This is a genomic window from uncultured Nocardioides sp., from assembly GCF_947489365.1.
Lineage (GTDB): Bacteria > Actinomycetota > Actinomycetes > Propionibacteriales > Nocardioidaceae > Nocardioides.
Genome location: NZ_CANLDB010000008.1, coordinates 157326 through 179779 on the forward strand (window position 1 = coordinate 157326; position 22454 = coordinate 179779).

Below are 22454 nucleotides of genomic sequence, written 5' to 3' on the forward strand. Positions count from 1 at the left end.
CGACCCATGGTGCGGCAGACGGTCCCCCCGCGCATCCGCTGGGCGGTCGGGGCGATGGACGTGCAGGGCACCGACCATCTCCTCGAGATCGGCTGCGGACCCGGGGCGGCGGCGGAGGTGATCTGCCCGCGCCTGTCGTCGGGCAAGCTGTTCTGCATCGACCGCTCGGAGTCGGGCGTCGACCGCACGCGGCGGCGCAACCAGCCCCACGTCGACTCCGGCCGGCTGACCGTCCGCCAGATCGACCTGGCGACGCTGCGGGTGCCGGTACGCCGGCTCGACAAGGCCTTCGCCTTCAACGTCAACCTGTTCTGGGTGCGGGACTGCGCGGACGAGGTGGCGCTGCTGCACGACCGGCTGGTGCCGGGCGGGAAGCTCTTCCTGTTCTACGAGGCGCCCCGCGTGCGCGAGGACCTCGCCCGTGTCGTCGGCGGGGCGAGCAACGCGCTCGCCGGCGGCGGCTTCGAGGTCTCGCGCCTCGACTCCGCCGACCCGGCGGTCATCGGGATCGTCGGCACCCGGGTCTGAGGGCCCGACGTCCGGTGCCCAGGGGGCCTACGGACCGACGAGCGCCAGGGTCTCCGGCTCGGTGAGCAGCTCCGCGGCCAGGGCGCCGCAGGCGTCGGGCGTGACGGCGCCGATCCGGTCGAGGACGTCGTCAACGCCGAGATGGGGGTCGCCCGCCAGCTCGGAGCGGCCGAGGCGGTACATCCGGGAGCCCGGGTCCTCGAGGCCCAGGACGGTGGCGCCGCGCAGCTGCCCCTGTCCCCGCCGTACCTCCTCGGGGGACAGCCCGGTGCGGGCGGCCTCGGCGAGCTCGGTGCGGACGACGTCCACCAGCGCGTCGACCCGCTCGGGCAGGCACGAGGCGCCGACGGCGAGGATCCCCGCGTCGCGGTACGACGAGGAGTAGGCGTAGACCGAGTAGGCCAGGCCGCGTCGCTCCCGGACCTCCTGGAAGAGCCGGGACGATGTCCCGCCGCCCAGCGCGGTCGTCAGCACGCCCATCGCGAAGCGGCGCGGGTCGCCGCGGACGAGACCCCGGTGGCCCAGCAGGACGCTGACCTGCTCGAAGGGCCGGCTGAGGCGTGAGGCACCCCCGACCGGCACGAGACCGGTGGTGGCGCGCTCGACGGCGCGTGGCTCGCCCGCCACGTCGAGGAAGCCCCGGCGCGAGAAGGACCGCTCGACCTGGGCGACGACCTCGTCGTGGTCGAGGTTGCCGGCGGCCGAGACGACGATCGACCCGGGCCGGTAGTGCTCGGCGTGGAACGCCGCGACCTGGTCACGGGTGAGGGCGGCGATCGAGTCGGCGGTGCCGGCGACCGGCTGGCCCAGGGGCGAGTCGGGCCAGGCCCGCTCGGCGAACAGGTCGGCGACCACGTCGTCGGGGTCGTCGGAGTGCATGGCGATCTCGTCGAGGATCACCTCGCGCTCGGCGTCGACGTCCTCGAGGGTGATCAGCGAGTCGGTGACCATGTCGCCGAGGACGTCGACCGCCAGCGGCAGGTCGGTGTCGAGGACGCGGGCGTGGAAGCAGGTGTGCTCGCGGTCGGTGAAGGCGTTGACCTCTCCCCCGACCTCGTCGAGCGCGACGGACAGGTCCATCGCGGTGCGGGTGGAGGTCCCCTTGAACAGCACGTGCTCGAGGAAGTGCGAGCAGCCGTGCAGCGCGGGTGTCTCGTCGCGCGAGCCGACGCCCACCCACACGCCGAGGGAGGCGGAGCGGACGCCCGGCATCGCCTCGGTGATCACTCGCAGGCCGCTGGGCAGCGTCGTACGACGCACCTGCGGGGGCAGGACGGAGGGGTCACCCACGCCGGACGGCCGGCCCGCAGCGATGTGCTGCGAGCCGGCCGTCACGGGGTGCTGGTCGAGGACCACGCGGCGCTCAGACCTCCGCGGTCTCGGCGCCGTCGGCCGCCGGGGCGTCGGTCTCGGCCGACTCCTCCTCGACGACGGGGATCAGCGACAGCTTGCCGCGGTCGTCGATCTCGGCGATCTGGACCTGGACCTTCTGGCCCACCGAGACGACCTCCTCGACGGCGTCGACGCGCTTGCCGCCGGCGAGGGCGCGCAGCTTGCTGATGTGCAGCAGGCCGTCCTTGCCGGGGAGCAGCGACACGAAGGCGCCGAAGTTGGTCGTCTTCACGACGGTGCCGAGGTAGCGCTCGCCGACCTCGGGCATCGTCGGGTTGGCGATCGCGTTGACGGCCGAGCGGGCGGCCTCGGCGGCCGCGCCGTCGGTGGCACCGATGTAGATGGTGCCGTCGTCCTCGATCGTCAGCTGCGCGCCGGTGTCGTCCTGGATCTGGTTGATCACCTTGCCCTTGGGGCCGATGACCTCGCCGATCTTGTCGACGGGGATCTTCACGGTGATGATGCGCGGCGCGTGGACCGACATCTCCTCGGGGGTGTCGATGGCCTCGGCCATGACGTCGAGGATCGTGAACCGGGCCTCGCGGGCCTGGGTCAGCGCGGCGGCCAGCACGTCGGCGGGGATGCCGTCGAGCTTCGTGTCGAGCTGGAGCGCGGTGACGAACTCGTTGGTGCCGGCGACCTTGAAGTCCATGTCGCCGAACGCGTCCTCGGCGCCGAGGATGTCGGTCAGCGCGACGTACTGCGTCGCGCCGTCGACCTCGCCGGAGATGAGGCCCATCGCGATGCCCGCGACGGGCGCGCGCAGCGGCACGCCGGCCTGGAGCAGCGACAGGGTGGACGCACAGACCGAACCCATCGAGGTGGAGCCGTTGGAGCCCATGGCCTCGGAGAGCTGGCGGATCGCGTACGGGAACTCCTCGCGGTCCGGGAGCACCGGCAGCAGCGCGCGACGCGCGAGCGCACCGTGGCCGACCTCGCGGCGCTTCGGCGAGCCGACGCGGCCGGTCTCGCCGGTGGAGAACGGCGGGAAGACGTACTTGTGCATGTAACGGCGCGACGACTCCGGGGAGAGCGTGTCGAGCTTCTGCTCCATGGTGAGCATGTTCAGCGTGGTGACGCCCAGGATCTGGGTCTCGCCGCGCTCGAACAGCGCCGAGCCGTGGACGCGCGGGATGACGGCGACCTCGGCGTGCAGCGGACGGATGTCGGCGAGGCCGCGGCCGTCCATGCGGACCTTCTCGCGCAGCACGCGCTCGCGGACGATGTCCTTGCCGAGGCTGCGGAACGCGGCCCCGATCTCCTTCTCGCGACCCTCGAACTGACCGCCGACCTTCTCGAGGAGGTCGGCCTTGATCTCGTCGAGACGACCGTCGCGCTCCTGCTTGTCGCCGATCGTGTAGGCCTGCGCGGCGTCGTCGCGCACGGCGGACTCCACGGCGGCGTACACGTCGTCCTCGTAGTCGAGGAAGACCGGGAAGTCGGCGACCGGCTTGGCGGCCTCCTTGGCCAGCTCGGCCTGGGCCTCGCACAGCTGCTTGATGAAGGGCTTCGCGGCGTCGAGACCGCCGGCGACGACCTCCTCGGTCGGGGCCTGCTGGCCCGAGCGCACCTTGTGCCAGGTCTGCTCGGTGGCCTCGGCCTCGACCATCATGATGGCGACGTCGCCGGAGTCGGTGACGCGGCCCGCGACGACCATGTCGAACACGGCGTCCTCGAGCTGGGAGTGCGTCGGGAAGGCGACCCACTGGCCGTCGATGAGGGCGACGCGAACGCCTCCGACCGGGCCGGAGAACGGCAGGCCGGAGAGCTGGGTCGACAGCGACGCCGCGTTGATCGCGAGGACGTCGTACGGCTGGTCGGGGTCGAGCGCCATGACGGTGATGACGACCTGGACCTCGTTGCGCAGACCCTTCTTGAAGGTCGGGCGCAGCGGACGGTCGATGAGGCGGCAGGTGAGGATCGCGTCCTCGCCCGGGCGACCCTCGGACCGGAAGAAGGAGCCGGGGATCTTGCCCGCGGCGTACATCCGCTCCTCGACGTCGATCGTCAGGGGGAAGAAGTCGAAGTGGTCCTTCGGGTGCTTCCCGGCGGTGGTCGCCGAGAGGAGCATGGTGTCGTCGTCGAGGTAGGCCGTCACGGAGCCGGCGGCCTGGCGGGCGAGCAGCCCGGTCTCGAACTTGACGGTGCGGGTGCCGAAGGAGCCGTTGTCGAGAACGGTCTCCACGGCGGAGATGACAGGTTCGGTCACAGATGACCTCTCTGATCGCGAAACGGCCGCGCCACCTGTCCGCGTAGCCGCCCCGTCGGGGCGGATCGCCGGCCTTCGATCGAGACCCGCAGGAGTCCGCCACGCGGGCGGGGCCTGAAGGTCACTACCGAGGACCGGGCGAGGGAGTGGGCGCGCGGACCGCTTCTGGTGTGGTTGCAAACACCACGACGCTACCAGCGGGCCTCGGGGCGACCCAATCCCACGCCCGTCCCACGCCCGTCCCACGGCCGTCCCGGGCGGGACGGCTCAGAGTCGCGCGCAGAGCCATCGCGCGACCTCCTCGCCCGCCAGCGGGCCGCCCCGGCGCTGCGTGCGCTCCCCGGTCGGGTGGGCCCAGCCGTGGCGGTCGAGGTAGGAACCGGCGGGGGTCAGGGCCGCGGCGGCGAGGGCGAGCATGTCGGCGTCGAGCAGCGAGTCGCCCGCGGCGGCGGCCAGCGGGAGGCCGGTGCGCTCGAGCAGCCGGGCCACGCCCGCACCCTTCGTCAGCGGGGCCGGGGTCAGGTAGGTCTTCGTGCGCTCGGGCGTCATGACCCAACCGGCGTCGGCCACGCCGGCGCCGAGGCGGTCCCACCAGGTCGCGGGCGGCTCGTCGCCGGTCATGAGGAGGTAGCAGAACACCCCGTCGGCGTCGCGGACCCGGCGTACCCAGGGCACCTCGAGGAGGTCCCCGAGACCGTCGACGAGGCCGGCGGCGGACGTCACCGACGCGACGGCGGCGGAGGTCGCGGCGGTGAAGTCGGCGTCCTCGACGCCGTCGACCAGCAGGCGGCCCGCGTTGAGGCACAGGGCGTGCCGCACGGCCGGCAGGCGCAGCCGGCGCAGCTGGTCGGGGGTGCGGGTGGTGACCCAGACCAGGCGGTCCGTGCGCGCCCCCTCGGCGAGCTCGTCGTACGCCGCCCGGGTGACGTAGGCGTGCTCGGCGCCGTCCAGCTCCTCGACGCACACCAGCGGGCCCGGGTCGGGGTCGACGGCGCGGTCCCAGGTCCGGCGCGACCACACGAGGGTGCGGTCGAGGTCGGAGAGCACCAGTCCTCCCGCTGCTCCGGCCATCAGCCCTCCCCCGCGCCGACGCCGGGCCTGATGATCCCGACGCAGGAGTAGGCGAGGTCGTCGACCTCGACGACCGGCACGCCGCGCTCGGCCGCGAGCTCGAGGACGTGGCCGAGGTGGGCCCGGCGGTCGGGCCGGACCAGCACCCGCCACGGGACGCGGCGCAGCAGCACCCGGGTGGTCTCCCCCACGCCGGGTTTCACGAGGTTGAGGTCGTCGATGCCGTGCGCGGCGGCGACGGCCTCGACCGAGCGCCAGCCCGACCAGGTCGGGGTCCGGTCGGACGCCGCGAGCCGGCGCGCCGCCTCGCGGGCGCTGTCGGCGACGTCGTCGAAGGACGCGCCGACCGCGTCGAGGTAGCGCCCCGAGACGTCCTCGTCGGCGAGCTCGGCGTAGAACTTCGCGCCGTGGAAGTCACCGGGACCGATCAGCTCGTCGTTGAGCACGGTGCGCGAGACCAGCCCGGAGACGGTGGAGTTCAGGCACGCGGACGGGATGAGGAAGTCGTCGCGGGTGCCGAACAGCTCGGTGCAGGACCCGGGGTCGGCGAGGACGGCGACGCGGGGGTCGAAGCCGGGGTGGGCGCCGATCGCGGCGGTCAGCTCGCGGGTGATCGCGCCCTTGCCGGTCCAGCCGTCGACGAACACCACCCGGGCGGGGTCGTGGTGGGTCGCGAGGTGCTCCAGCGCGACCCCGTCGATGCCGCGGCCGCGGACGATCGACAGCGTGTGGTGCGGCCAGTCGAGGCCCAGCCGGGCGGCGTACCGGCGCAGCAGGACGCCCACGGGGGTCCCGGCGCGCGCGAGCGAGGCGAGGACGAGGTCGCGCCCGCGGACCTCCACCAGCAGGTGCGCGAGCGTCGCGACCGCGTGCGCCACCCCGGGGCCGTGCTCGACGAGCGCCCGCTCGAACAGCGCGGCGTACGCCGGGCCCGGGCGGTACTCGACCGGCAGCGACTCGGCGTAGTGCGCGCGGCCCGACTGCACGGCCGCCTCACGCTGCTCGGTGGGCGCCTCGAGGTCCACGTGGGACAGGTCGGTGAGCAGCCAGCTGACCTCGTCGGGGGCGTAGCTGCCGAAGGCCGGGCCGTGGAGCGGGACGGCGCTCATCCGGCGTCGTCCCCGTCCCGCAGGCGGAGGACGACCACCCGCGGCGCCACCACGCGCAGGCGTGCCACGAGGTCGGCTGCCCCGTCCGGGCCCGTGGCGGGGTCGAGCACGAGGACGGCGGTCCCGAACGCGCCCGGCGCGAGGTTGTAGGCGTAGCGGGCAGGAGTGTCGTCGGGGCCCGAGCCGCCGTCGTGGCTGCGGAACGCCAGGCCGTGGCGGACGGCGTACCCCGGGTCGTCGAGGACGACGACCGGCGACCGGGTGGTCGACGAGACCGTCACCTCGTCGTCGTGCCCGGCGGTGAGCGCCTCGGCCAGGCGCAGCGGCAGGTGCATGAGCTCCTCGGTCCCGAGGACGTGGACGCGCCCGTGGAGGAGGGGGCGCACGCGGTCGGCGAGGTCGGCGACGGCGGCGTCGAACGCCGCGGCGTCGGTCGGCCGGAAGGCGTGCCGCCCGCCGTCGGGGACGCCGGCGGGCCAGGGGGCAGTGACGTCCTCGACAGCCCCGGTGGCGGCCGGCAGGGGGGCGTCGGGGTCCGGCGGGTCGGCCGCGAGGGCGGCGGCGACGTGCTCGTCGCGCGCGCCGTCCGTCCGGGTCTCGGCCCGCAGCAGGGCGACGTGGTGGACGACGGCGCCGGCGACCTCGTGGGTGTCCGGCTCGGCCGCCGGCCGGAGGTCCAGCAGCGACGCCACGACGTACGACGACCGCGGCGCGAGCCGCTGGAGGGCGGCGACGGTGTTGCGGGCCGTGGTCCCGGTGGTGACCTCGTCGTCGACCAGGACGACCGGCCCGTCACCGTGGAGCAGGTCGGGGTCGTCGGGCAGCAGCCGGTGGGTGGTGGCGTGGCTGTGCTCCTCCTCGAAGTTCAGCGCCGAGGTGCCGGGCCGTCGCGTCGAGTGCAGGTACGGCGCGCCCGCGTCGCGGGCGGTCAGCCGCTCGGCGACGAGGTGGCCCAGCCCGGTCGCGGTCTCGGCATACCCGAGGACCAGCGACGGCGTCGCGCCGTCGAGCGCGTCGAGCACGGCGTCGGCGAGCCGGTCGGCGACCTCGCGGGCACGGGCCGGGGCGACCGGGACGTGCTTGGCCAGCACCGGGGACACCACCAGGTGCAGGCGCCGCGGGTTGCGGCGCAGGGCGAGCCCCCACAGGGCCTCGTCCGCCCTGTCGGGGTCGAGGGGCACGAGGTCCAGCCCGAGGTGCTCGCGCACCCAGGAGCGACCGTCCGGAGCGCTCACGCGTCGGGTCCGATCGCCGCGGAGAGCAGGTCCACGAACGTGACGTCGGGCCGGGCGACGCCGAACACCGAGGCGCGGAGCAGCAGCCGCCGCGCCCAGGCCGCGTGCGGGGTGCCCTCGTTCATCTTGTTGCCGTACGCCGACCGCACGACGCCGCCGCCGGAGTCGGCGGCGGCGAGCACCTCGGTGGCGTCGGCCCACTCCTCGTGGCTGACCACCGACATGGCGTGGACGACGGGGACGTGGCTGGGGTGGATGACCGTCTTGCCGAGCAGCCCGTTGGCCCGGTCGAGGAGCACCTCGCGGATCAGCCCGTCGAGGTCGCGGGCCATCAGCTCGGCCCGCAGGCGCTGGTCCTCGCGGCTCGCGAACGGGGTGGCCCGCAGCTGGGGCCGCAGGACCCGGTCGGCGGAGGTGAAGTACTCCCACACCGGCCCGCTGACGGCGTGGCCGACCTCGGGGCGCCCGAGCACGTTGACGACGTCGCCGATGGCGGCCGCGACCAGCCGGACGTCGTACACGGTGAGGTCGGGCGGGCGCCGCAGCGCGAAGGCGGAGCCCATGTCGGTGGCGCCGATCCGCACGGCGAGCACGCGGTCGCGGTGGCCGGCGAGCAGCTCGCGGATCGCGACCAGCTCGGCCACCCGGGTCTCGGCGTGGACCACCCGGGCGGTCTCGACGACCGGCATCGCGAGCAGCCGCCGTCCGAGGCGCTGCTCCCCCGCTGCGACGGCGTCCAGGTACCCGGGTCCGCACCCGACGCCGAACTTGGGCAGCACGAAGCCGTCGAGCACCCGCGGGTGCGCCGCGGCCATCGCCGTCACGAGCCCGACCTGGTCGGCGTCGCGCACACGCACGAAGACCAGCGGCAGGTCCTGCTTCCCGGCCAGGACCGCCAGGGCGCCCTCGACGTTCTCCAGCGCCTCGCCGACGGCGCCGTCCGGGATGGCGTCCTCCAGGCAGAGCACGACGCTGCCGGCGCCGAGGCCCCGCACGCGGACGACGTCCGCCGCCAGGTCGGGCCGTGTGGCCGGGATGTAGAGGGTCGCGCCCAGGGCGTGGGCGAGCTGGTCCAGGGGACCCTCGGGGTCCACGTCGGCGGGCTCGGCGTGGAACAGCCGTGCCCGCTCGTCGTCGTCCAGGAACGCGAACTGACGCACCTGTCTCTCCCTCCCCCGATCCGCACCGCACCCTAGGGGTACGGCGCTGCGCCGGGTCCGACTCCCGGCGCACCGGCCGGACCATGCCCTAGCGTGGGCACGTCAAACGCGCCCCGATCGGGCGCATCGCCCCACGCCCGGAGGTGTGTCCCGTGCCCGTGTCCCTGTCCAAGGGCGGCAACGTCAGCCTGACCAAGATGGCCCCGTCCCTCTCCTCGGTCCGCGTCGGTCTCGGGTGGGACCAGCGCACCACGACCGGTCAGGACTACGACCTCGACGCCTCCGCCCTGGTGTGCGGCGAGGGCGAGAAGGTGCTGTCCGACAGCCACTTCATCTTCTACAACAACCTGACCTCCCCCGAGGGCACCGTGCGCCACACCGGTGACATCAAGGACGGCGCCGCGGCCGGGGACGACGAGGTCCTCGAGGTCGACCTCGCCGACCTGACCCCGCAGACCGACCGCGTCGTGTTCTCGGTGACGATCCACGACGCCGACGCCCGCGGGCACAGCTTCGGCCAGGTCAAGAACGCCTTCATCCGCGTCGTCGACAGGTCGAACGACGAGGAGCTCGCCCGCTACGACCTCTCCGAGGACGCCTCGACCGAGACCGCCATGGTCTTCGGCGAGCTGTACCGCAACGGGGACGAGTGGAAGTTCCGTGCCATCGGCCAGGGTTACGCCTCCGGCCTGCAGGGCATCGTGAGCAACTACGGCGTCAACCTCTCCTGACCCGCCGCCACACCACACGCCGGCAGCCCGGCCCGACACCCAGAACCGAGGACACCACGCCATGGCCATCAACCTGACCAAGGGTCAGTCCGTCTCGCTCGCCAAGAACGACGGCAGCAGCCTCACCCACGTCCGCATGGGCCTGGGCTGGGACGCCATCAAGAAGAAGGGGTTCTTCGGCAGCAAGTCGCAGTCGGTGGACCTCGACGCGAGCGCGGTCGTCTTCGACGCGGGCGGCCAGGTGCTGGACCAGGTCTGGTTCAGCCAGCTGCGCAGCCGCGACGGCGCGATCATCCACTCCGGCGACAACCGGACCGGTGACGGCGAGGGCGACGACGAGTCGATCACCGTCCACCTCGACCGGCTGCCCCCGCAGACCGCGCAGATCGTCTTCCTGGTGAACTCCTTCACCGGGCAGAACTTCTCGCAGATCGAGAACGCGTTCTGCCGCCTGATCGACGAGACCACCGGTCAGGAGACCGCCCGCTACGAGCTCACCGGCTCGGGCGTGCACACCGCGCAGATCATGGCGAAGGTGAGCCGCGACGGCAACGGCTGGACGATGACCGCCATCGGCTCCATCGCCAACGGCCGCACCTTCCGCGACCTGATCCCGGCGGTCGCCCAGGTCCTCTGAGGCCTCCCGGTCACCCGCCGTACGGCGCCCGGCCCCGTCACCCCGCCCGGGGTGGCGGGGCCGGCGCCGTCGTACGGCCGAGTCGGCCCGAACACACGCCTCCAGGACGCCGAGTCGGCCCGAACGCACGCCTCCAGGACGCCAAGTCGGCCCGAACGCACGTCTCCGGGACGCCGAGTCGGCACATCTGCACACCCCTACCGCGCCGAGTCGGCAGACATGCGCACCCAGGGACACGCCGGCCCGGCGACTCGGCGTCCCCCGGGCGTGCGTTCGGGCCGACTCGACATCCTTCGGGCGTATGTTCGGGCCGACTCGGCGTCCCCTGGGCGTGCGTTCGGGCCGACTCGGCGTCCCTCAGGCGTGCGTTCGGGCCGACTCGGCGGTCAGCGGCGGGCGAGCTCGCGGTAGCGCTCGACCTGGCGGCGTACGCCGTCCTCGACGCGGCGGGCGGCGCGGAGCATGGCGAGGTAGTCGGGGTGGGCGCCGGTCAGCATGCCGCGGAGGCCGTCGACCTGACCGGCCAGCGCGTCGAGCTCCCGCGCTACTGACTGGGTGTCGTTCACGCGACTGTTCGCGACCAACTGCTGGGCGTCGCGGAGCTGGAAGCGGACCCCGGACATGAGCTTCTCCGGGTCGGCCTTCACAGCGCGGAGCTCCTCGACGCGCTCGCGGGGGCGGTCGACGACCTCCTCCACGTCGTCGAGGAGACCGCGGACCTCCTCGAGCAGCTCCAGCGGGCGCGCCCAGGGTGCGCCGGCGGCGACGAGGCGGTCGTACTCGACCAGGCGCTCACGGACGGAGACGAGTCCGGCCTCGACGTCGCGCTCGACGCTGTCGAGGTCGCGCCAGTTGCCCACGCTGAACTCGCGACGCAGGGCGGCGAGGTCGTCCGGCACCCGCTGGGTGCGCGACTCGATCATCTGCACCTTCGTCGAGAGCGAGCGGCGTCGCCGGGTGGCGCGCTCGACCCGCTCCGGCCACTCCGCCGCGATGACCTCGAGGGCGTCGGCGAGCTCGGCGAGCCGAGCGCCGTGGCGCTCCAGCTCGTCGGTGGGACTGCCCGGCGTCCAGGCCGCGACGGCGCGGCCCGCGGCCCGCGCCTCGTCGACCAGCGCCGCGGCCTCGGGCACCTCGTGCCCGGCCCGGGCGAGACCCACGGCCGCCTGGAGCGCCCGCTCGAGCGAGGCCCGGGCCTGCTCGCGCAGCTCCCGGGAGGCCTGCACCACCCCGCCGATGCGGCTGAGCTCGGCGTCCCAGTCGTTCATGAACTGCTGCATCACGTCGGCGTGCGCCAGCAGCCTGGGCCCGACGTCCTTGTAGGCGTGCTGGGCCGCCGCCATCTGCTGCGGCTCCAGGTCCTCGGCGAACGGGAAGCGGTCGAGCACCGACAGGTAGGCGCCGATCAGCTCGTCGGCCTGGCCGTCCACGACCCGGAAGCGCGGCACCAGGCCCGAGCGGCCCGCGCGCTCGGGCAGGTAGGCGACGAACTTGTCGACCATGGCCTTCGCGATCCGCTGCGTCTCGTCGACGCGGCGGAAGCCCTCCATCATGTCGCCGAGAGCGCGCTCGGTCGCCGCGAGGAGCGCGGGAGGAACGCGTGACGCCACCCGTCGATCCTACGAGTGGACGTCGGCGCCGGGTGCGGCGGACGGGCCCGTCAGGCGTTGATGCCGTAGTCGCGGATGATGCCCAGCAGACCGGAGGCGTAGCCCTGGCCCACGGCGCGGAACTTCCACTCGCCGGAGTGCCGGTAGACCTCGCCGAAGACCATCGCGGTCTCGGTGGAGGCGTCCTCGGAGAGGTCGTAGCGGGCGAGCTCGGTGCCGGTGAGGGAGTCGACGACGCGGATGAAGGCGTTGGCGACCTGGCCGAAGCTCTGGCCGCGGGCGTCGGCCTCGTGGATCGAGACGGCGAAGACGATGCGGCCGACGGCGGCGTCGAGCGCGTCGACGTCGATGTCGACGACCTCGTCGTCCCCCTCGCCCTCACCGGTGAGGTTGTCGCCCTGGTGGGTCACCGAGCCGTCGGGGACCGACAGGTTGTTGTAGAAGACGAAGTGACCGTCGGACAGCGCCTTGCCGCCCTCGCCGCACACGACGGCGGAGGCGTCCAGGTCGAAGTCCACGCCGGTCGTGGTGCGGACGTCCCACCCCAGACCCACGGCGACCTTGTGCAGCCCGGCGCTGCCGGCCTCCTTGGTCAGCGAGACGTTGCCACCCTTGCTGAGGCTGACGACCATGCCTGACTCCCCCTCGTGCTCATCGACGATCCGTTGCGACCGACCCTACCGAGGACCGGGTACGACGACGGGCCGCCGGGAGGTCCCGGCGGCCCGTCGTGCGTGGAGCGGTGGTGCGTGCGTGCGTCAGACGCGCACGCCGTCGAGCACGGCCAGCACCTCGGCCGGGGTCGAGGCGGCCCGGAGGCGCTCGACCTGGGCGTCGTCGGTGAAGACGCGGGCGAGCTTGGAGATCAGGGCGAGGTGCTCCTTGCCCTGGCCGGCGATGCCCACGACGAACTCTGCGGGCTTGCCGTTCCAGTCGACCGGCTGGTCGTAGCGGACGAACGAGAGCGCCGTACGACGCACCGAGTCCTTGGACTCGTTGGTGCCGTGCGGCAGGGCCAGGCCGTTGCCCATGTGGGTCGAGACCGACTGCTCCCGCTGGTGCATCGCCGCGACGTACGACTCGTCGACCGCACCGGCGGCGACGAGCAGGCGGCCCGCCTCCTCGATGGCCTGGTCGCGGTCCAGGGCGTTGCCGCCGAGGACCACGGAGGACTCGGTCAGCACGTCACCCGTCGCGGGCGACTCGTCCTCCACCGGTGCCGCGGCGCCGGAGCCGCCGCCGTTGGCCGCGTCGACCATGGCCACGATCTCGTCGTACTTCGGGCTGTTCATGAAGTTCTCGACGGAGACGTGGACGGCGGAGCCAGCCTTCTGCCTGGCGCGGGCCGTGAGGTCGCGGTGCGTGACCACGACGTCCTGGTCGTCGCCGAGGTTCGAGATGGCCTTGTTGACGACGCTCACGTCGCCGTGGCCCGCGTCCTGGATCTTGCGACGCAGCACCGAGGCGCCCATGGCAGAGGAGCCCATGCCGGCGTCGCAGGCGAAGACGATGGAGCGGATCGGGCCGTTCGGCGTCGCCGAGCCGGCGAGGGAGGAGGCGACGGACGACTTCTTGCCCTTGTTGGCCTCCATGTCGGCGGTGGCGGCGGCCAGGTCGCCGTCCTCGGCCTTGTCGAAGCGGAGCAGGACGGCGGCGATGGCGAACGAGACACCGGCGGCCGCGACGACCGAGAGGGTGACGCCGACGAGCGAGCTCGGCGGGGCGGAGGCCCACACGGCGATGATGGAGCCGGGCGAGGCCGGGGAGCGCAGGCCGGAGCCGAAGGCCAGGTTGGTGGCGATGCCGGCCATGCCGCCGCCGATGACGGCGAGGATCAGCTTCGGCTTCATCAGCACGTACGGGAAGTAGATCTCGTGGATGCCGCCGACGAACTGGATGAGGATCGCGCCGGGCGCGGAGGCCTTGGCGATGCCCTTGCCGAAGAACATGAAGGCCAGCAGCAGGCCCAGGCCGGGTCCGGGGTTGGCCTCGACGAGGAACAGGATCGACTGGCCGGCCTCGTTGGCCTCGGTGATGCCGAGCGGGGTGAGGATGCCCTGGTTGATGGCGTTGTTGAGGAAGAGGATCTTGGCGGGCTCGACGAAGATCGAGGCCAGGGGCAGCAGGTTGTTGACGACGAGGAAGTCGACGACCTTGCCGGCGGCGGTGCTGAAGGCGGTGACGGCCGGCCCGGCGACCACGAAGCCGACGACGGCCAGGAAGCCGCCCCAGATGCCGGCGGAGAAGTTGTTGACGAGCATCTCGAAGCCGGGGCGGATCTTGCCGTCCCACAGCGCGTCGAGCTTGCGCATCGACCAGCCGCCGAGCGGGCCCATGATCATGGCGCCGAGGAACATCGGGACGCTCGCGCCGGCGATCGCGCCGAAGGTGGCGATCGCGCCGACGACGCCGCCGCGGATGTTGTCGCGGTACATCATCCGGCCGCCGGTGTAGCCGATCAGCAGCGGCAGCAGGTACGTGATCATCGGCCCGACGATCCCGGCGCTGTCGTGCAGCGGGTTGCCGTCGGCGTCGGTCCAGGCCCCCAGCACGGAGACGAACCCGTACGAGTGGTCGCTGGTCGGGTAGCCGAGCGCGTCGCCGATGAGGGCGATCCAGCCCGTCTGGATGAAGAGGGCCGTGATGAGGCCCCACGCGATGAAGGCCCCGATGTTCGGCAGGACCATGTTGGACAGGAACGTGCCGAACCTCTGCACGTGGACGCGGGCGCCTGCCCGCTCCGCGCCCGTCTGGGGCGCCTTGGTGATGGTGGCCATCTCATCCTCCGGGTCGGGACCGCACTGCGTGAGCACAGTCACATGTGGTTCACGCGCAGTTAACCTCACGAACGGGCACGTTGCCAAGCATCCGGGCACGATTTGTTGCCCGAATGTGTGGCTTTGATCGGCGGCGGGTCGATACTGTGCGTGACAGGCGCCACCCGCGTCGTACCCGAACCCGCTGGAGGAGACCCATGAAGGCACTGCGCTTCTACGCACCGGAGGACGTCCGACTCGAGGAGGTCCCCGAGCCGGAGTGCGGGCCCGACGAGGTCAAGCTGCGCGTGCGCAACTGCTCGACGTGCGGCACCGACGTGAAGATCCTCCACAACGGCCACCAGAACCTCACTCCCCCGCGCATCACGGGTCACGAGGTGGCGGGCGAGGTCGTCGAGGTCGGCGGCGACGTCAACAGCACCTACGGCAGCGACTGGGCCGTGGGCGACCGCGTGCAGGTCATCGCCGCCGTCCCGTGCGGCGAGTGCCACGAGTGCCGGAAGGGCTGGATGGCCGTGTGCGCCAACCAGACCTCCGTCGGCTACCAGTACGACGGCGGCTTCGCGGAGTTCATGATCGTGCCGAAGCAGGTCCTCAAGGTCGACGGCCTCAACCGCATCCCCGACAACGTCGGCTTCGACGAGGCCTCGGCCGCCGAGCCCTTCGCCTGCGCCATCAACGCCCAGGAGCTGCTCGACATCGAGCCCGGCGACACCGTCGTCGTCTTCGGCGCCGGCCCGATCGGCTGCATGCACATCCGCATCGCCCGCGGCGTGCACCAGGCCGGCCCGGTCTACCTCGTCGACGTCAACGCCGAGCGGCTGCAGATGTCCGCGGACGCCGTGTCGCCCGACGAGGTCATCAACGGCGCCGAGGTCGACGTCGTCGAGCGCGTCATGGAGCTGACGGGCGGCCGGGGCGCCGACGTCATCATCACGGCCACGTCGGCCAACGTCACCCAGGAGCAGGCCATCTCGATGGCCGCGCGCAACGGACGGATCTCGTTCTTCGGGGGCCTGCCGAAGACGAACCCGACCATCACCTGCGACTCGAACGTCGTGCACTACCGCCAGCTGCACATCCACGGGGCGAACGGGTCGGCGCCGGAGCACAACAAAAAGGCGCTGGAGTACATCTCCACCGGTCAGGTCCCGGTCAAGGACCTCATCACGCGCCACATCCCGCTCGACGAGGTGCTGTCGGCGTTCGACATCGTCCAGGCGGGCGAGGCCATCAAGGTGACCGTCGAGCCGTAGTCAGGACGCAGGAACCGACAGGCTCGACCGCCGGTGGTCGAGCCTGTCGAGGCCTGACCCGACTCAGGCGGTGGTGCCCAGGACCGCCACGACGTCGGCGGGGGTGGTGGCGGTGCGGAGCCGCTCGACGAGCGCGTCGTCCGTGAAGACGCCGGCGAGGCGCTCGATGAGGCCGAGGTGCTCGGTGCCCGAGCCGGCCAGACCCACGACGAACCGGACGCTCTGCCCGTCCCAGTCCAGCGGCTCGTCGTACCGGACGAAGGACAGCCCGACCCGGTTGACCGCCTGGCCCGAGGCGGCGGTGCCGTGGGGAAGGGCGAGGCCGTTGCCCATGTACGTCGACACGGACCGCTCGCGCTCGGCCATGGCCTCGACGTAGGCCCCGGTGACGGAACCGGAGGCCACGAGCAGGGCTCCGGCCTCGGCCACCGCGCCCTCGCGGTCGCGGGCCGTCCCGGTGAGGACGACGGACGACTCGTCGAGCGGCGGGTGCTCCGGGGCCGCGGGGGCCGGGGTCGGCTCGGGGTGGGTCTTGCGGCGGCGGCCGAAGAGGCTGCTCATCAGGACTCCTGGGTGGTGGCGGTCTCGGGGACGACGACGCCCCTCGGACCGGGTGGTCGGAGGGGCGTCGGGGGCTCGGCGTACGGCGTCAGCGGCGCAGGCCGAGGCGCTCGACGATCGAGCGGTAGCGCGCGATCTCGACCTTCTGCAGGTAGTTCAGCAGCCGGCGACGCTGGCCGACGAGCAGCAGCAGGCCACGACGGCTGTGGTGGTCGTGACGGTGCTCCTTGAGGTGCTCGGTCAGGTGCGAGATGCGGTGCGTGAGCAGCGCGATCTGCACCTCGGGCGAGCCGGAGTCGCCCTCGGTGATGGCGTACTCGGCGATGATCTTCTTCTTGGTCTCCGCGTCGGTCCCAATGGCCATGACGGGCTCCTCTCCACTCGCTGCGCGGCGCTCCGGGGCTGGTCCACCCGGGCTCTACGATCCGCGGCCGTTACACGGCGTCAGCACAACCGGATCAAGTTATCAGCGGGGGCCCGCGGCGTCCGAATCGGCGGCCGGCTCCCCGACCTCCTGCCGGGCGGCCAGGTAGACGGCCCGGACGCCGACGGCGCGGTCGAGCTCGCCCTTGACCTGGGTGAAGAACTGGTCGCGGTAGGTCTCGTCCGTGACGGCGTAGACGGTGAACGACAGCCCGGCGAAGGCGGCGAGGAACGTCGAGACCTGCGCGAGCTCGACGGACAGGTTGCCGAGGACGGGCAGCGACGTGGTCCGCTGCTCGCCGATCCAGCCGCTCTGGACGCTCTCGTCCATCGCGACGCCGCCGAGGAGCATGAGGAAGGCGAAGACGGCGAGGGCCACCAGCAGGACCTGGGCGGCCTGCACGATCACGAGGACCAGCACCAGGTTGGCGCGCTCGAAGCGACGGACGTCGGTGAGGTCGGAGGCCGGGTGGTCGGCGACGACCCGCTCGGCGTGGGCCGCGAGGGGCGTGCCCCGGCAGGCGCCCACGAGGCCCTCGTCGGAGACGCCGTGGTCGGCGGCGTCGAGCTCGTCGGGGAGCCGCACCAGCAGGAAGAGCACCGCGAACGACGCGAAGAGCAGCACCACGAGCCACAGCCGTCCCCCGTCGAGGGTCGCGCTGACCTCCCAGACCTCCGCGTTGATGAACAGGAAGGTGATCGCGAGCAGGAGCAGCGGCAGCGCCCGGGTGACCAGCGGGACCAGCAGCCGCAGCCCGGTCACGGTGCGTCGCAGCGCGAACCGGGCGACCGGGGCGCCCCGCATCGCGGTGACGCCGTACACCGCCAGGCTGCCGCCGACCACGAGCGTGAGGAGGGCCGGTGCCGTCGCGGGGTCGTCGGTGACCCGGGCGAGGAGGACCCCCACCGCCAGCGAGACGGCGGCGACGAGCACGAGCACCACCAGGGAGCGGCGCGAGCGCAGCGCGGCGCGGGCGGCCGCCCGCTGCTCGGGGACGAAGTACGGCAGGCCCTGGGCGATGAACCACCGCTCGGTCGCCCGCACGGCGTCGGGCAGGTCCGCGGGGACGCCGCGCCGCGAGCGCGGCCGTGGCGGGGTCACGGCGCGGTCACCGCGCGAGCGCCCGGCGCGTGTTCTCGACGTCGGTGGCCATGGCGGTCAGCAGGTCCTCGACGCCGTCGAAGCGGGTCATGCCCCGCACGTGGGCGGTGAAGGTGACCTCGACCTGGCGGCCGTACAGCTCGAGGTCGTCGCGGTCGAGGACGTAGGCCTCGACCCGTCGCTCCCGCTCCCCCGCGAACGTCGGGTTCGAGCCCACGGAGATCGCGGCCGGGTGGGGGACGCCGGCGTCCGGGCCGTCGTCGAGCACGCGCAGCCACCCGGCGTACACGCCGTCGGCGGGGGCCGCGCCGGTGCCGACGGGCACGTTGGCGGTCGGGTAGCCGAGCTCGCGGCCGCGCCGGTCGCCGGAGACGACGACGCCGCGGACGGCGTACTCCCGGCCGAGCGCCTCGGCGGCCCCGGTGACGTCGCCGGCGGCGACGCACTGGCGCACGTACGTCGAGGACCAGACCTGCGGTCCGCCGTCGAGCGCGACGCCCTCGGTCTCGAAGCCGTGGCGCGCCCCGGCCTCGCGGAGGAAGGCGACGTCGCCGGCGGCGCGGGAGCCGAAGCGGAAGTTGGCGCCCACGACGACCGCGCAGGCGTGCAGCGCGTCGACGAGGATGCGCCGGGTGAACTCCTCGGGGCTCCAGTCGGCGAGCTCGCGGGTGAAGGGGACGACCAGCGCGTCGTCAGCGCCGGCCTCGGCGAGGAGCCGGAGGCGGTCGTCGATGCCGGTCAGGACCTGCGGGGCGTGGTCGGGCCGCAGGACGGCGAAGGGGTGCGGGTCGAAGGTGACCACGGTGACCCGCTCCACCCCGAGGCGCTCCGCCGCCGCCCGGGCCCGCCGGACGACGAGCTGGTGACCGAGGTGGACGCCGTCGAAGTTGCCGACGGTGACGACGCAGGCGTCGAGGTCCGCGGGCACCTCCTCGAGGCTCCGCCACACGCGCATCCCAGGCACGGTCCCAGGTTCCCACAGGGCTCCCGACCGGGCGCCCCGACCACCCGGGGCCGGGCCCCGGACGCCGTTCAGCGGCCCTCGAGCACCTGCAGCACGGCGGCGCGGCCGGCGGCCGGGTCGGAGGCCGCGAGGGCGGCCTCGGCGGCCTCCTCGCAGTCCGTGGCGCTGACCGAGGCGAGCCGGGCGCCCACGGCGCGGACGGCGGCCGGGGCCATCGACAGCGACGTGATGCCCATCCCGACCAGTGCGCACGCCAGGAGCGGGTCGGCCGCGGCCTCGCCGCAGACCCCCACCGGCTTGCCGGCCTGGATGCCGGCCTCGGCGGTGATGGCGATGAGCTGGAGGACGGCGGGCTGCCACGGGTCGGTGAGGTGCGCCAGGTCGCTGGCCATCCGGTCGGCGGCCATGGCGTACTGGGTGAGGTCGTTGGTGCCGATGGAGAGGAAGTCGACGACCTCGAGCATCCGGTGGGCGAGCAGGGCGGCGCTCGGGACCTCCACCATCACGCCGGCCTTCAGCCCGCGCTCGTGGACGGCGGCGGCGAACTCCTCCGCCTCGGCCACCGTCGCGACCATGGGGGCCATCACCCAGGTCGGCGTCCCGGTGCGCTCGGCGGCCGCCGCGATGCCGTCGAGCTGACGGGTCATCAGGCCGGGGTTGCCCTTGGCCAGCCGCAGGCCGCGGACGCCGAGGGCGGGGTTCTCCTCGCCGGGGAGCGTGGCGTAGGCGACGGGCTTGTCGGAGCCGGCGTCGAGGGTGCGGACGACGACGTACTGCTCACCGTCGCCGGCGAACGCGTCCAGGACGCGGGAGTAGATGTCGGCCTGCTCCTCGACGGTCGGCTCCTCGGCGCGGTTGAGGAAGCACAGCTCGGTGCGGAACAGCCCGACGCCCTCGACCGGGCCGGTCGCGGCCTTCGCGGCGGATTCGCCGTCGGCGACGTTGGCCAGCAGCTTGATGCGCAGGCCGTCGGAGAGACGGCCGGGGCCCTCCCACGACGCGAGGGCCTCGCGCTGCTCGGCGTCGGCGGCGACGCGCGCCCGCGCCTCGTCGGCGTCGGGGTCGGCGGTGACGGCCCCCGAGGTGCCGTCGACGAGCAGGGGCGTGCCGGCGGCCAGGGACATCGCGCCCTCGGTGCCGACCACGCAGGGGATGCCGAGCTGGCGGGCGATGATCGCCGTGTGGGAGGTGGGCCCGCCCTTCTCGGTGACCAGGGCGACCACGAGGGCGGGGTCGAGCCCGGCGGTGTCGGCCGGGGAGAGGTCCTCGGCGAGCAGCACGGACGGCTCCGACGGGCTCGGTGCACCGGGCTCGGGCTCGCCGACGAGGCGGGCCAGGATGCGCTTCTCGATGTCGCGCAGGTCGGTGACGCGCTCGGCCATGAGGCCGCCGGCCTGGGTGAAGAGGCCGACGAACTGCTCGACCGCCGCCGCCAGGGCGTCCGGGAGGTTCTCGCCCGAGCGCAGGGTCTTGCGGACGGCGTTGCGCAGCCCCCGGTCGGAGGCGAGGCCGGCGGAGGCCGTCATGACCTCGGCGGCGTGCCCGGTCGTCTTCTCGGCGCGCGCGGTGAAGCCGGCGGCCACGGCGCCCGCGGCCTCCTCGTAGGCGGCCAGCGCCTCCTCCTCGCCGAGGTCGGCCGCGCGGGCGGCGTACGCCTCGACCGCGGCCGGTGAGACCTCGGTGCGGGCGAGCAGGGCGGGTCCGTACGCGAGACCCGGGACGACGGGCGTCCCGACGAGAGGGGGCTCGGTGGCGGACGAGGTGGCAGTCGTCTCAGTGGTCACGGTCACAACCTAAACGGGTGCCGCCCTTGACAGTCAACACATTCGGGCATAAAACAACACAAGCGCAGATCCCCTGCGACGTGTCGAACCCCTCACGAGGAGGTCGGTGGATGTACCCCGAGGAGCGACGTCAGGCCATGAGCCGGCTCGTCGCCGAGCGTCGACGCCTCTCCGTCACCGAGCTGGCCGACGAGTTCGACGTCACCACGGAGACGGTACGCCGCGACCTGTCCCACCTCGAGCGGTCCGGCGCGATCCGTCGTACGCACGGGGGCGCCGTCCCCGCCGACGCCCTGAGCGCCCCCGAGGCCGAGGTCGCCGAGCGCGACCGCACCAACACCGACCTCAAGGAGCTCATCGCGAAGGCCGCCCTGGCGCAGCTGCCGGAGGACGGCGCGAGCGTGGTCGTCGACGCCGGCAGCACGACCGTGCGGCTCGCCGCGGCCATGCCGGGTGACCGCCGCCTGTCGGTCCACACGCACGCGGTCCCCGTGGCCGCCCGGCTGCTGGTCCTCCCCCACGTCGAGGTCAACCTGCTGCCCGGCCGGGTCCGCTCCACCACCCAGGCCGCCGTGGGCGGCCCGACGGTGGCCGCGCTCGCCGCGCTGCGCGTCGACGTGGCGTTCCTCGGCACCAACGCCGTCAGCGCCCAGCACGGCTTCTCGACCCCGGACGCCGACGAGGCCGCCGTCAAGTCGGCCCTCGTGGCCTCCGCGCGGCGGGTCGTCGTCCTCGCGGACTCCACCAAGCTGGGCCGGCGGTCGACGGTCCGCTTCGCCCGCACCTCCGAGGTCGACGTCCTCGTGACCGACCCGGGCGCCGACACCTCCGAGCTGCGACGCCTCGAGCAGGCCGGGATCGAGGTGGTGGTCGCGTGATCGTGACCCTCACCCCCAACCCGAGCACGGACCGCACCGTGACGCTCGCCGGCGAGCTCCGCCGGGGCGCCGTGCTCCGCACCGAGTCGGTGATCAGCCAGGCCGGCGGCAAGGGCGTCAACATCTCGCGGGCCTGCCTCGCCGCCGGGGTGCCGACCACCGCGGTCCTGCCCTGCGCCGCCGACGACGCGTTCGCCCTCGAGCTGCGCGCGGCCGGCATCCCCGCCACGCTCGTGGCCGTCGACGGCGCCGTCCGCGTCAACCTCACCCTCAGCGAGCCCGACGGCACCACGACCAAGCTCAACAGCCCCGGCATCCCCGCCACCCCGGCCGTCCTCGACGAGCTCGGCGCGCGCCTCCACGAGGCCGCCGTCGGCGCCGACTGGGTCGTGCTGGCCGGCTCGCTGCCACCCGGCGCGCCGGACGGCTGGTACGCCGACCTGGTCGCCGACCTGCGGAGCGTCACCCGGGTCGCGGTCGACACGAGCGACGCCCCGCTGGCCGCGCTCGTCGAGCGGCTCGAGGGCGGTGCCCCGCACCTGATGAAGCCCAACGGCCACGAGCTGGCCTCGCTCATCACCAGCGGGCTCGACGGCGACGCCCTCGAGGCCGACCCGGCCGCGGCGGCCGCCGCGGCGCACCAGCTCCTCGACCGCGGCGTCGAGACCGTCCTGGTCACCCTCGGCGGGCACGGCGCCGTCCTCGTCGGTGCCGACGGCGACCACCACGCCTCTCCCCCGCCGACCCGTGTCGTCTCGACCGTGGGCGCCGGGGACTCCAGCCTCTTCGGCTACCTCCTCGCCGACCGCGAGGGACGCGGCCCCGCCGACCGCCTCGCGCTCGCCGTCGCCTACGGCAGCGCCGCCGCCGGCCTGCCCGGCACGACCATCCCGCACCCCGACCAGGTGCACCCCGAGCTGGTCGCCGTCGGCGACCTGGGCCGCCCCGCGGCCCGCCCGCGGGCCTGACGGCCCGTCGTACCGCCCCTCCCACCCGCCCCGACCGCGGCACCCCGCCGCAACCAGCC

20 protein-coding genes are annotated in these 22454 nt (G+C 73.6%); 6 read left to right on the forward strand and 14 right to left on the reverse strand.

Going from position 1 to position 22454, the window contains the following annotated elements:
• Positions 1-6 precede the first annotated feature (6 nt).
• Positions 7-528, forward strand: a complete 522-nt coding sequence (locus Q0858_RS19160; protein ID WP_299057843.1) for a class I SAM-dependent methyltransferase — start codon at positions 7-9, stop codon at positions 526-528.
• 27 nt (positions 529-555) lie between these two features.
• Here Q0858_RS19160 and Q0858_RS19165 read toward each other — a convergent pair whose 3' ends face one another.
• From Q0858_RS19165 to Q0858_RS19190, 6 genes are all read right to left on the reverse strand, one after another.
• Positions 556-1884 (reverse strand): pitrilysin family protein, encoded by a 1329-nt coding sequence (locus Q0858_RS19165; protein ID WP_299057845.1) that lies wholly within the window; start codon positions 1882-1884, stop codon positions 556-558.
• A 7-nt stretch (positions 1885-1891) separates the two neighbouring features.
• Complete coding sequence (locus Q0858_RS19170) at positions 1892-4129, reverse strand: polyribonucleotide nucleotidyltransferase (RefSeq protein WP_299057847.1); 2238 nt, start codon at positions 4127-4129, stop codon at positions 1892-1894.
• Positions 4130-4396: 267 nt separating this feature from the next.
• Positions 4397-5200: a hypothetical protein gene (locus Q0858_RS19175; protein WP_299057849.1), complete on the reverse strand. Its 804-nt coding sequence runs from the start codon at positions 5198-5200 to the stop codon at positions 4397-4399.
• Positions 5200-6309, reverse strand: a complete 1110-nt coding sequence (locus Q0858_RS19180; protein WP_299057851.1) for a cysteine protease StiP family protein — start codon at positions 6307-6309, stop codon at positions 5200-5202. Before Q0858_RS19180 ends, Q0858_RS19175 begins: the two co-directional genes overlap by 1 nt.
• Positions 6306-7544 (reverse strand): phosphoribosyltransferase domain-containing protein, encoded by a 1239-nt coding sequence (locus tag Q0858_RS19185; RefSeq protein WP_299057853.1) that lies wholly within the window; start codon positions 7542-7544, stop codon positions 6306-6308. The genes Q0858_RS19180 and Q0858_RS19185 overlap by 4 nt, the downstream gene beginning before the upstream one ends.
• A complete protein-coding gene (locus Q0858_RS19190; RefSeq protein ID WP_299057855.1) occupies positions 7541-8704 on the reverse strand; it encodes an HpcH/HpaI aldolase/citrate lyase family protein in 1164 nt (387 codons plus the stop codon). The genes Q0858_RS19185 and Q0858_RS19190 overlap by 4 nt, the downstream gene beginning before the upstream one ends.
• Positions 8705-8856: 152 nt before the next feature.
• Between Q0858_RS19190 and Q0858_RS19195 the strand changes: the two genes are divergently transcribed.
• Both Q0858_RS19195 and Q0858_RS19200 read left to right on the forward strand, forming a co-directional pair.
• A complete protein-coding gene (locus Q0858_RS19195) occupies positions 8857-9435 on the forward strand; it encodes a TerD family protein (protein ID WP_299057857.1) in 579 nt (192 codons plus the stop codon).
• Positions 9436-9496: 61 nt separating this feature from the next.
• Positions 9497-10072, forward strand: a complete 576-nt coding sequence (locus tag Q0858_RS19200) for a TerD family protein (RefSeq protein ID WP_299057858.1) — start codon at positions 9497-9499, stop codon at positions 10070-10072.
• Between the two features lie 386 nt (positions 10073-10458).
• On the opposite strand, the gene Q0858_RS19205 is transcribed toward Q0858_RS19200, so the two are convergent.
• The 3 genes from Q0858_RS19205 to Q0858_RS19215 all read right to left on the reverse strand — a co-directional run bounded on the left by Q0858_RS19205 (position 10459) and on the right by Q0858_RS19215 (position 14459).
• Positions 10459-11682, reverse strand: coding sequence for a hypothetical protein (locus Q0858_RS19205; RefSeq protein ID WP_299057860.1), 1224 nt, complete (start codon positions 11680-11682; stop codon positions 10459-10461).
• A gap of 50 nt (positions 11683-11732) precedes the next feature.
• A complete protein-coding gene (locus Q0858_RS19210; RefSeq protein WP_299057862.1) occupies positions 11733-12314 on the reverse strand; it encodes a TerD family protein in 582 nt (193 codons plus the stop codon).
• A gap of 126 nt (positions 12315-12440) precedes the next feature.
• The gene (locus tag Q0858_RS19215) at positions 12441-14459 is read right to left on the reverse strand and encodes a PTS mannitol transporter subunit IICBA (RefSeq protein ID WP_299057864.1); all 2019 of its coding nucleotides are present in this window, start codon (positions 14457-14459) and stop codon (positions 12441-12443) included.
• A 197-nt stretch (positions 14460-14656) separates the two neighbouring features.
• Here Q0858_RS19215 and Q0858_RS19220 point away from each other — a divergent pair, with 197 nt between their 5' ends.
• A complete protein-coding gene (locus Q0858_RS19220; protein ID WP_299057866.1) occupies positions 14657-15715 on the forward strand; it encodes a zinc-dependent dehydrogenase in 1059 nt (352 codons plus the stop codon).
• A 63-nt stretch (positions 15716-15778) separates the two neighbouring features.
• On the opposite strand, the gene Q0858_RS19225 is transcribed toward Q0858_RS19220, so the two are convergent.
• The 5 genes from Q0858_RS19225 to ptsP form a co-directional block, all read right to left on the reverse strand.
• The gene (locus tag Q0858_RS19225) at positions 15779-16276 is read right to left on the reverse strand and encodes a PTS sugar transporter subunit IIA (protein ID WP_299057867.1); all 498 of its coding nucleotides are present in this window, start codon (positions 16274-16276) and stop codon (positions 15779-15781) included.
• An 88-nt stretch (positions 16277-16364) separates the two neighbouring features.
• On the reverse strand, positions 16365-16640 hold the full coding sequence (gene rpsO, locus Q0858_RS19230; protein WP_299057868.1) for a 30S ribosomal protein S15: 276 nt from the start codon (positions 16638-16640) through the stop codon (positions 16365-16367).
• A 102-nt stretch (positions 16641-16742) separates the two neighbouring features.
• Positions 16743-17801: a hypothetical protein gene (locus Q0858_RS19235; protein ID WP_299057870.1), complete on the reverse strand. Its 1059-nt coding sequence runs from the start codon at positions 17799-17801 to the stop codon at positions 16743-16745.
• Between the two features lie 7 nt (positions 17802-17808).
• Entirely contained in the window at positions 17809-18756 is a 948-nt protein-coding gene (locus Q0858_RS19240) for a bifunctional riboflavin kinase/FAD synthetase (RefSeq protein ID WP_299057872.1), read from the reverse strand.
• A gap of 77 nt (positions 18757-18833) precedes the next feature.
• Entirely contained in the window at positions 18834-20549 is a 1716-nt protein-coding gene (ptsP, locus tag Q0858_RS19245) for a phosphoenolpyruvate--protein phosphotransferase (RefSeq protein WP_299057874.1), read from the reverse strand.
• 137 nt (positions 20550-20686) lie between these two features.
• Here ptsP and Q0858_RS19250 point away from each other — a divergent pair, with 137 nt between their 5' ends.
• Together Q0858_RS19250 and Q0858_RS19255 are read left to right on the forward strand one after the other, a co-directional pair.
• Positions 20687-21427, forward strand: a complete 741-nt coding sequence (locus Q0858_RS19250; protein ID WP_299057876.1) for a DeoR/GlpR family DNA-binding transcription regulator — start codon at positions 20687-20689, stop codon at positions 21425-21427.
• Positions 21424-22395, forward strand: a complete 972-nt coding sequence (locus tag Q0858_RS19255; protein WP_299057878.1) for a 1-phosphofructokinase family hexose kinase — start codon at positions 21424-21426, stop codon at positions 22393-22395. Before Q0858_RS19250 ends, Q0858_RS19255 begins: the two co-directional genes overlap by 4 nt.
• The last annotated feature ends 59 nt before the right edge of the window (positions 22396-22454 follow it).

Bases quoted from the DNA above. Each gene is read 5' to 3' on its own strand.
- Q0858_RS19210 (WP_299057862.1), bottom strand. From the start codon at position 12,314: ATGGTCGTCAGCCTCAGCAAGGGTGGCAACGTCTCGCTGACCAAGGAG.
- Q0858_RS19220 (WP_299057866.1), top strand. From the start codon at position 14,657: ATGAAGGCACTGCGCTTCTACGCACCGGAGGACGTCCGACTCGAGGAG.
- Q0858_RS19225 (WP_299057867.1), bottom strand. From the start codon at position 16,276: ATGAGCAGCCTCTTCGGCCGCCGCCGCAAGACCCACCCCGAGCCGACC.
- Q0858_RS19175 (WP_299057849.1), bottom strand. From the start codon at position 5,200: ATGGCCGGAGCAGCGGGAGGACTGGTGCTCTCCGACCTCGACCGCACC.
- Q0858_RS19215 (WP_299057864.1), bottom strand. From the start codon at position 14,459: ATGGCCACCATCACCAAGGCGCCCCAGACGGGCGCGGAGCGGGCAGGC.
- rpsO (WP_299057868.1), bottom strand. From the start codon at position 16,640: ATGGCCATTGGGACCGACGCGGAGACCAAGAAGAAGATCATCGCCGAG.
- Q0858_RS19250 (WP_299057876.1), top strand. From the start codon at position 20,687: ATGAGCCGGCTCGTCGCCGAGCGTCGACGCCTCTCCGTCACCGAGCTG.
- Q0858_RS19180 (WP_299057851.1), bottom strand. From the start codon at position 6,309: ATGAGCGCCGTCCCGCTCCACGGCCCGGCCTTCGGCAGCTACGCCCCC.
- Q0858_RS19160 (WP_299057843.1), top strand. From the start codon at position 7: ATGGTGCGGCAGACGGTCCCCCCGCGCATCCGCTGGGCGGTCGGGGCG.
- Q0858_RS19200 (WP_299057858.1), top strand. From the start codon at position 9,497: ATGGCCATCAACCTGACCAAGGGTCAGTCCGTCTCGCTCGCCAAGAAC.
- Q0858_RS19240 (WP_299057872.1), bottom strand. From the start codon at position 18,756: ATGCGCGTGTGGCGGAGCCTCGAGGAGGTGCCCGCGGACCTCGACGCC.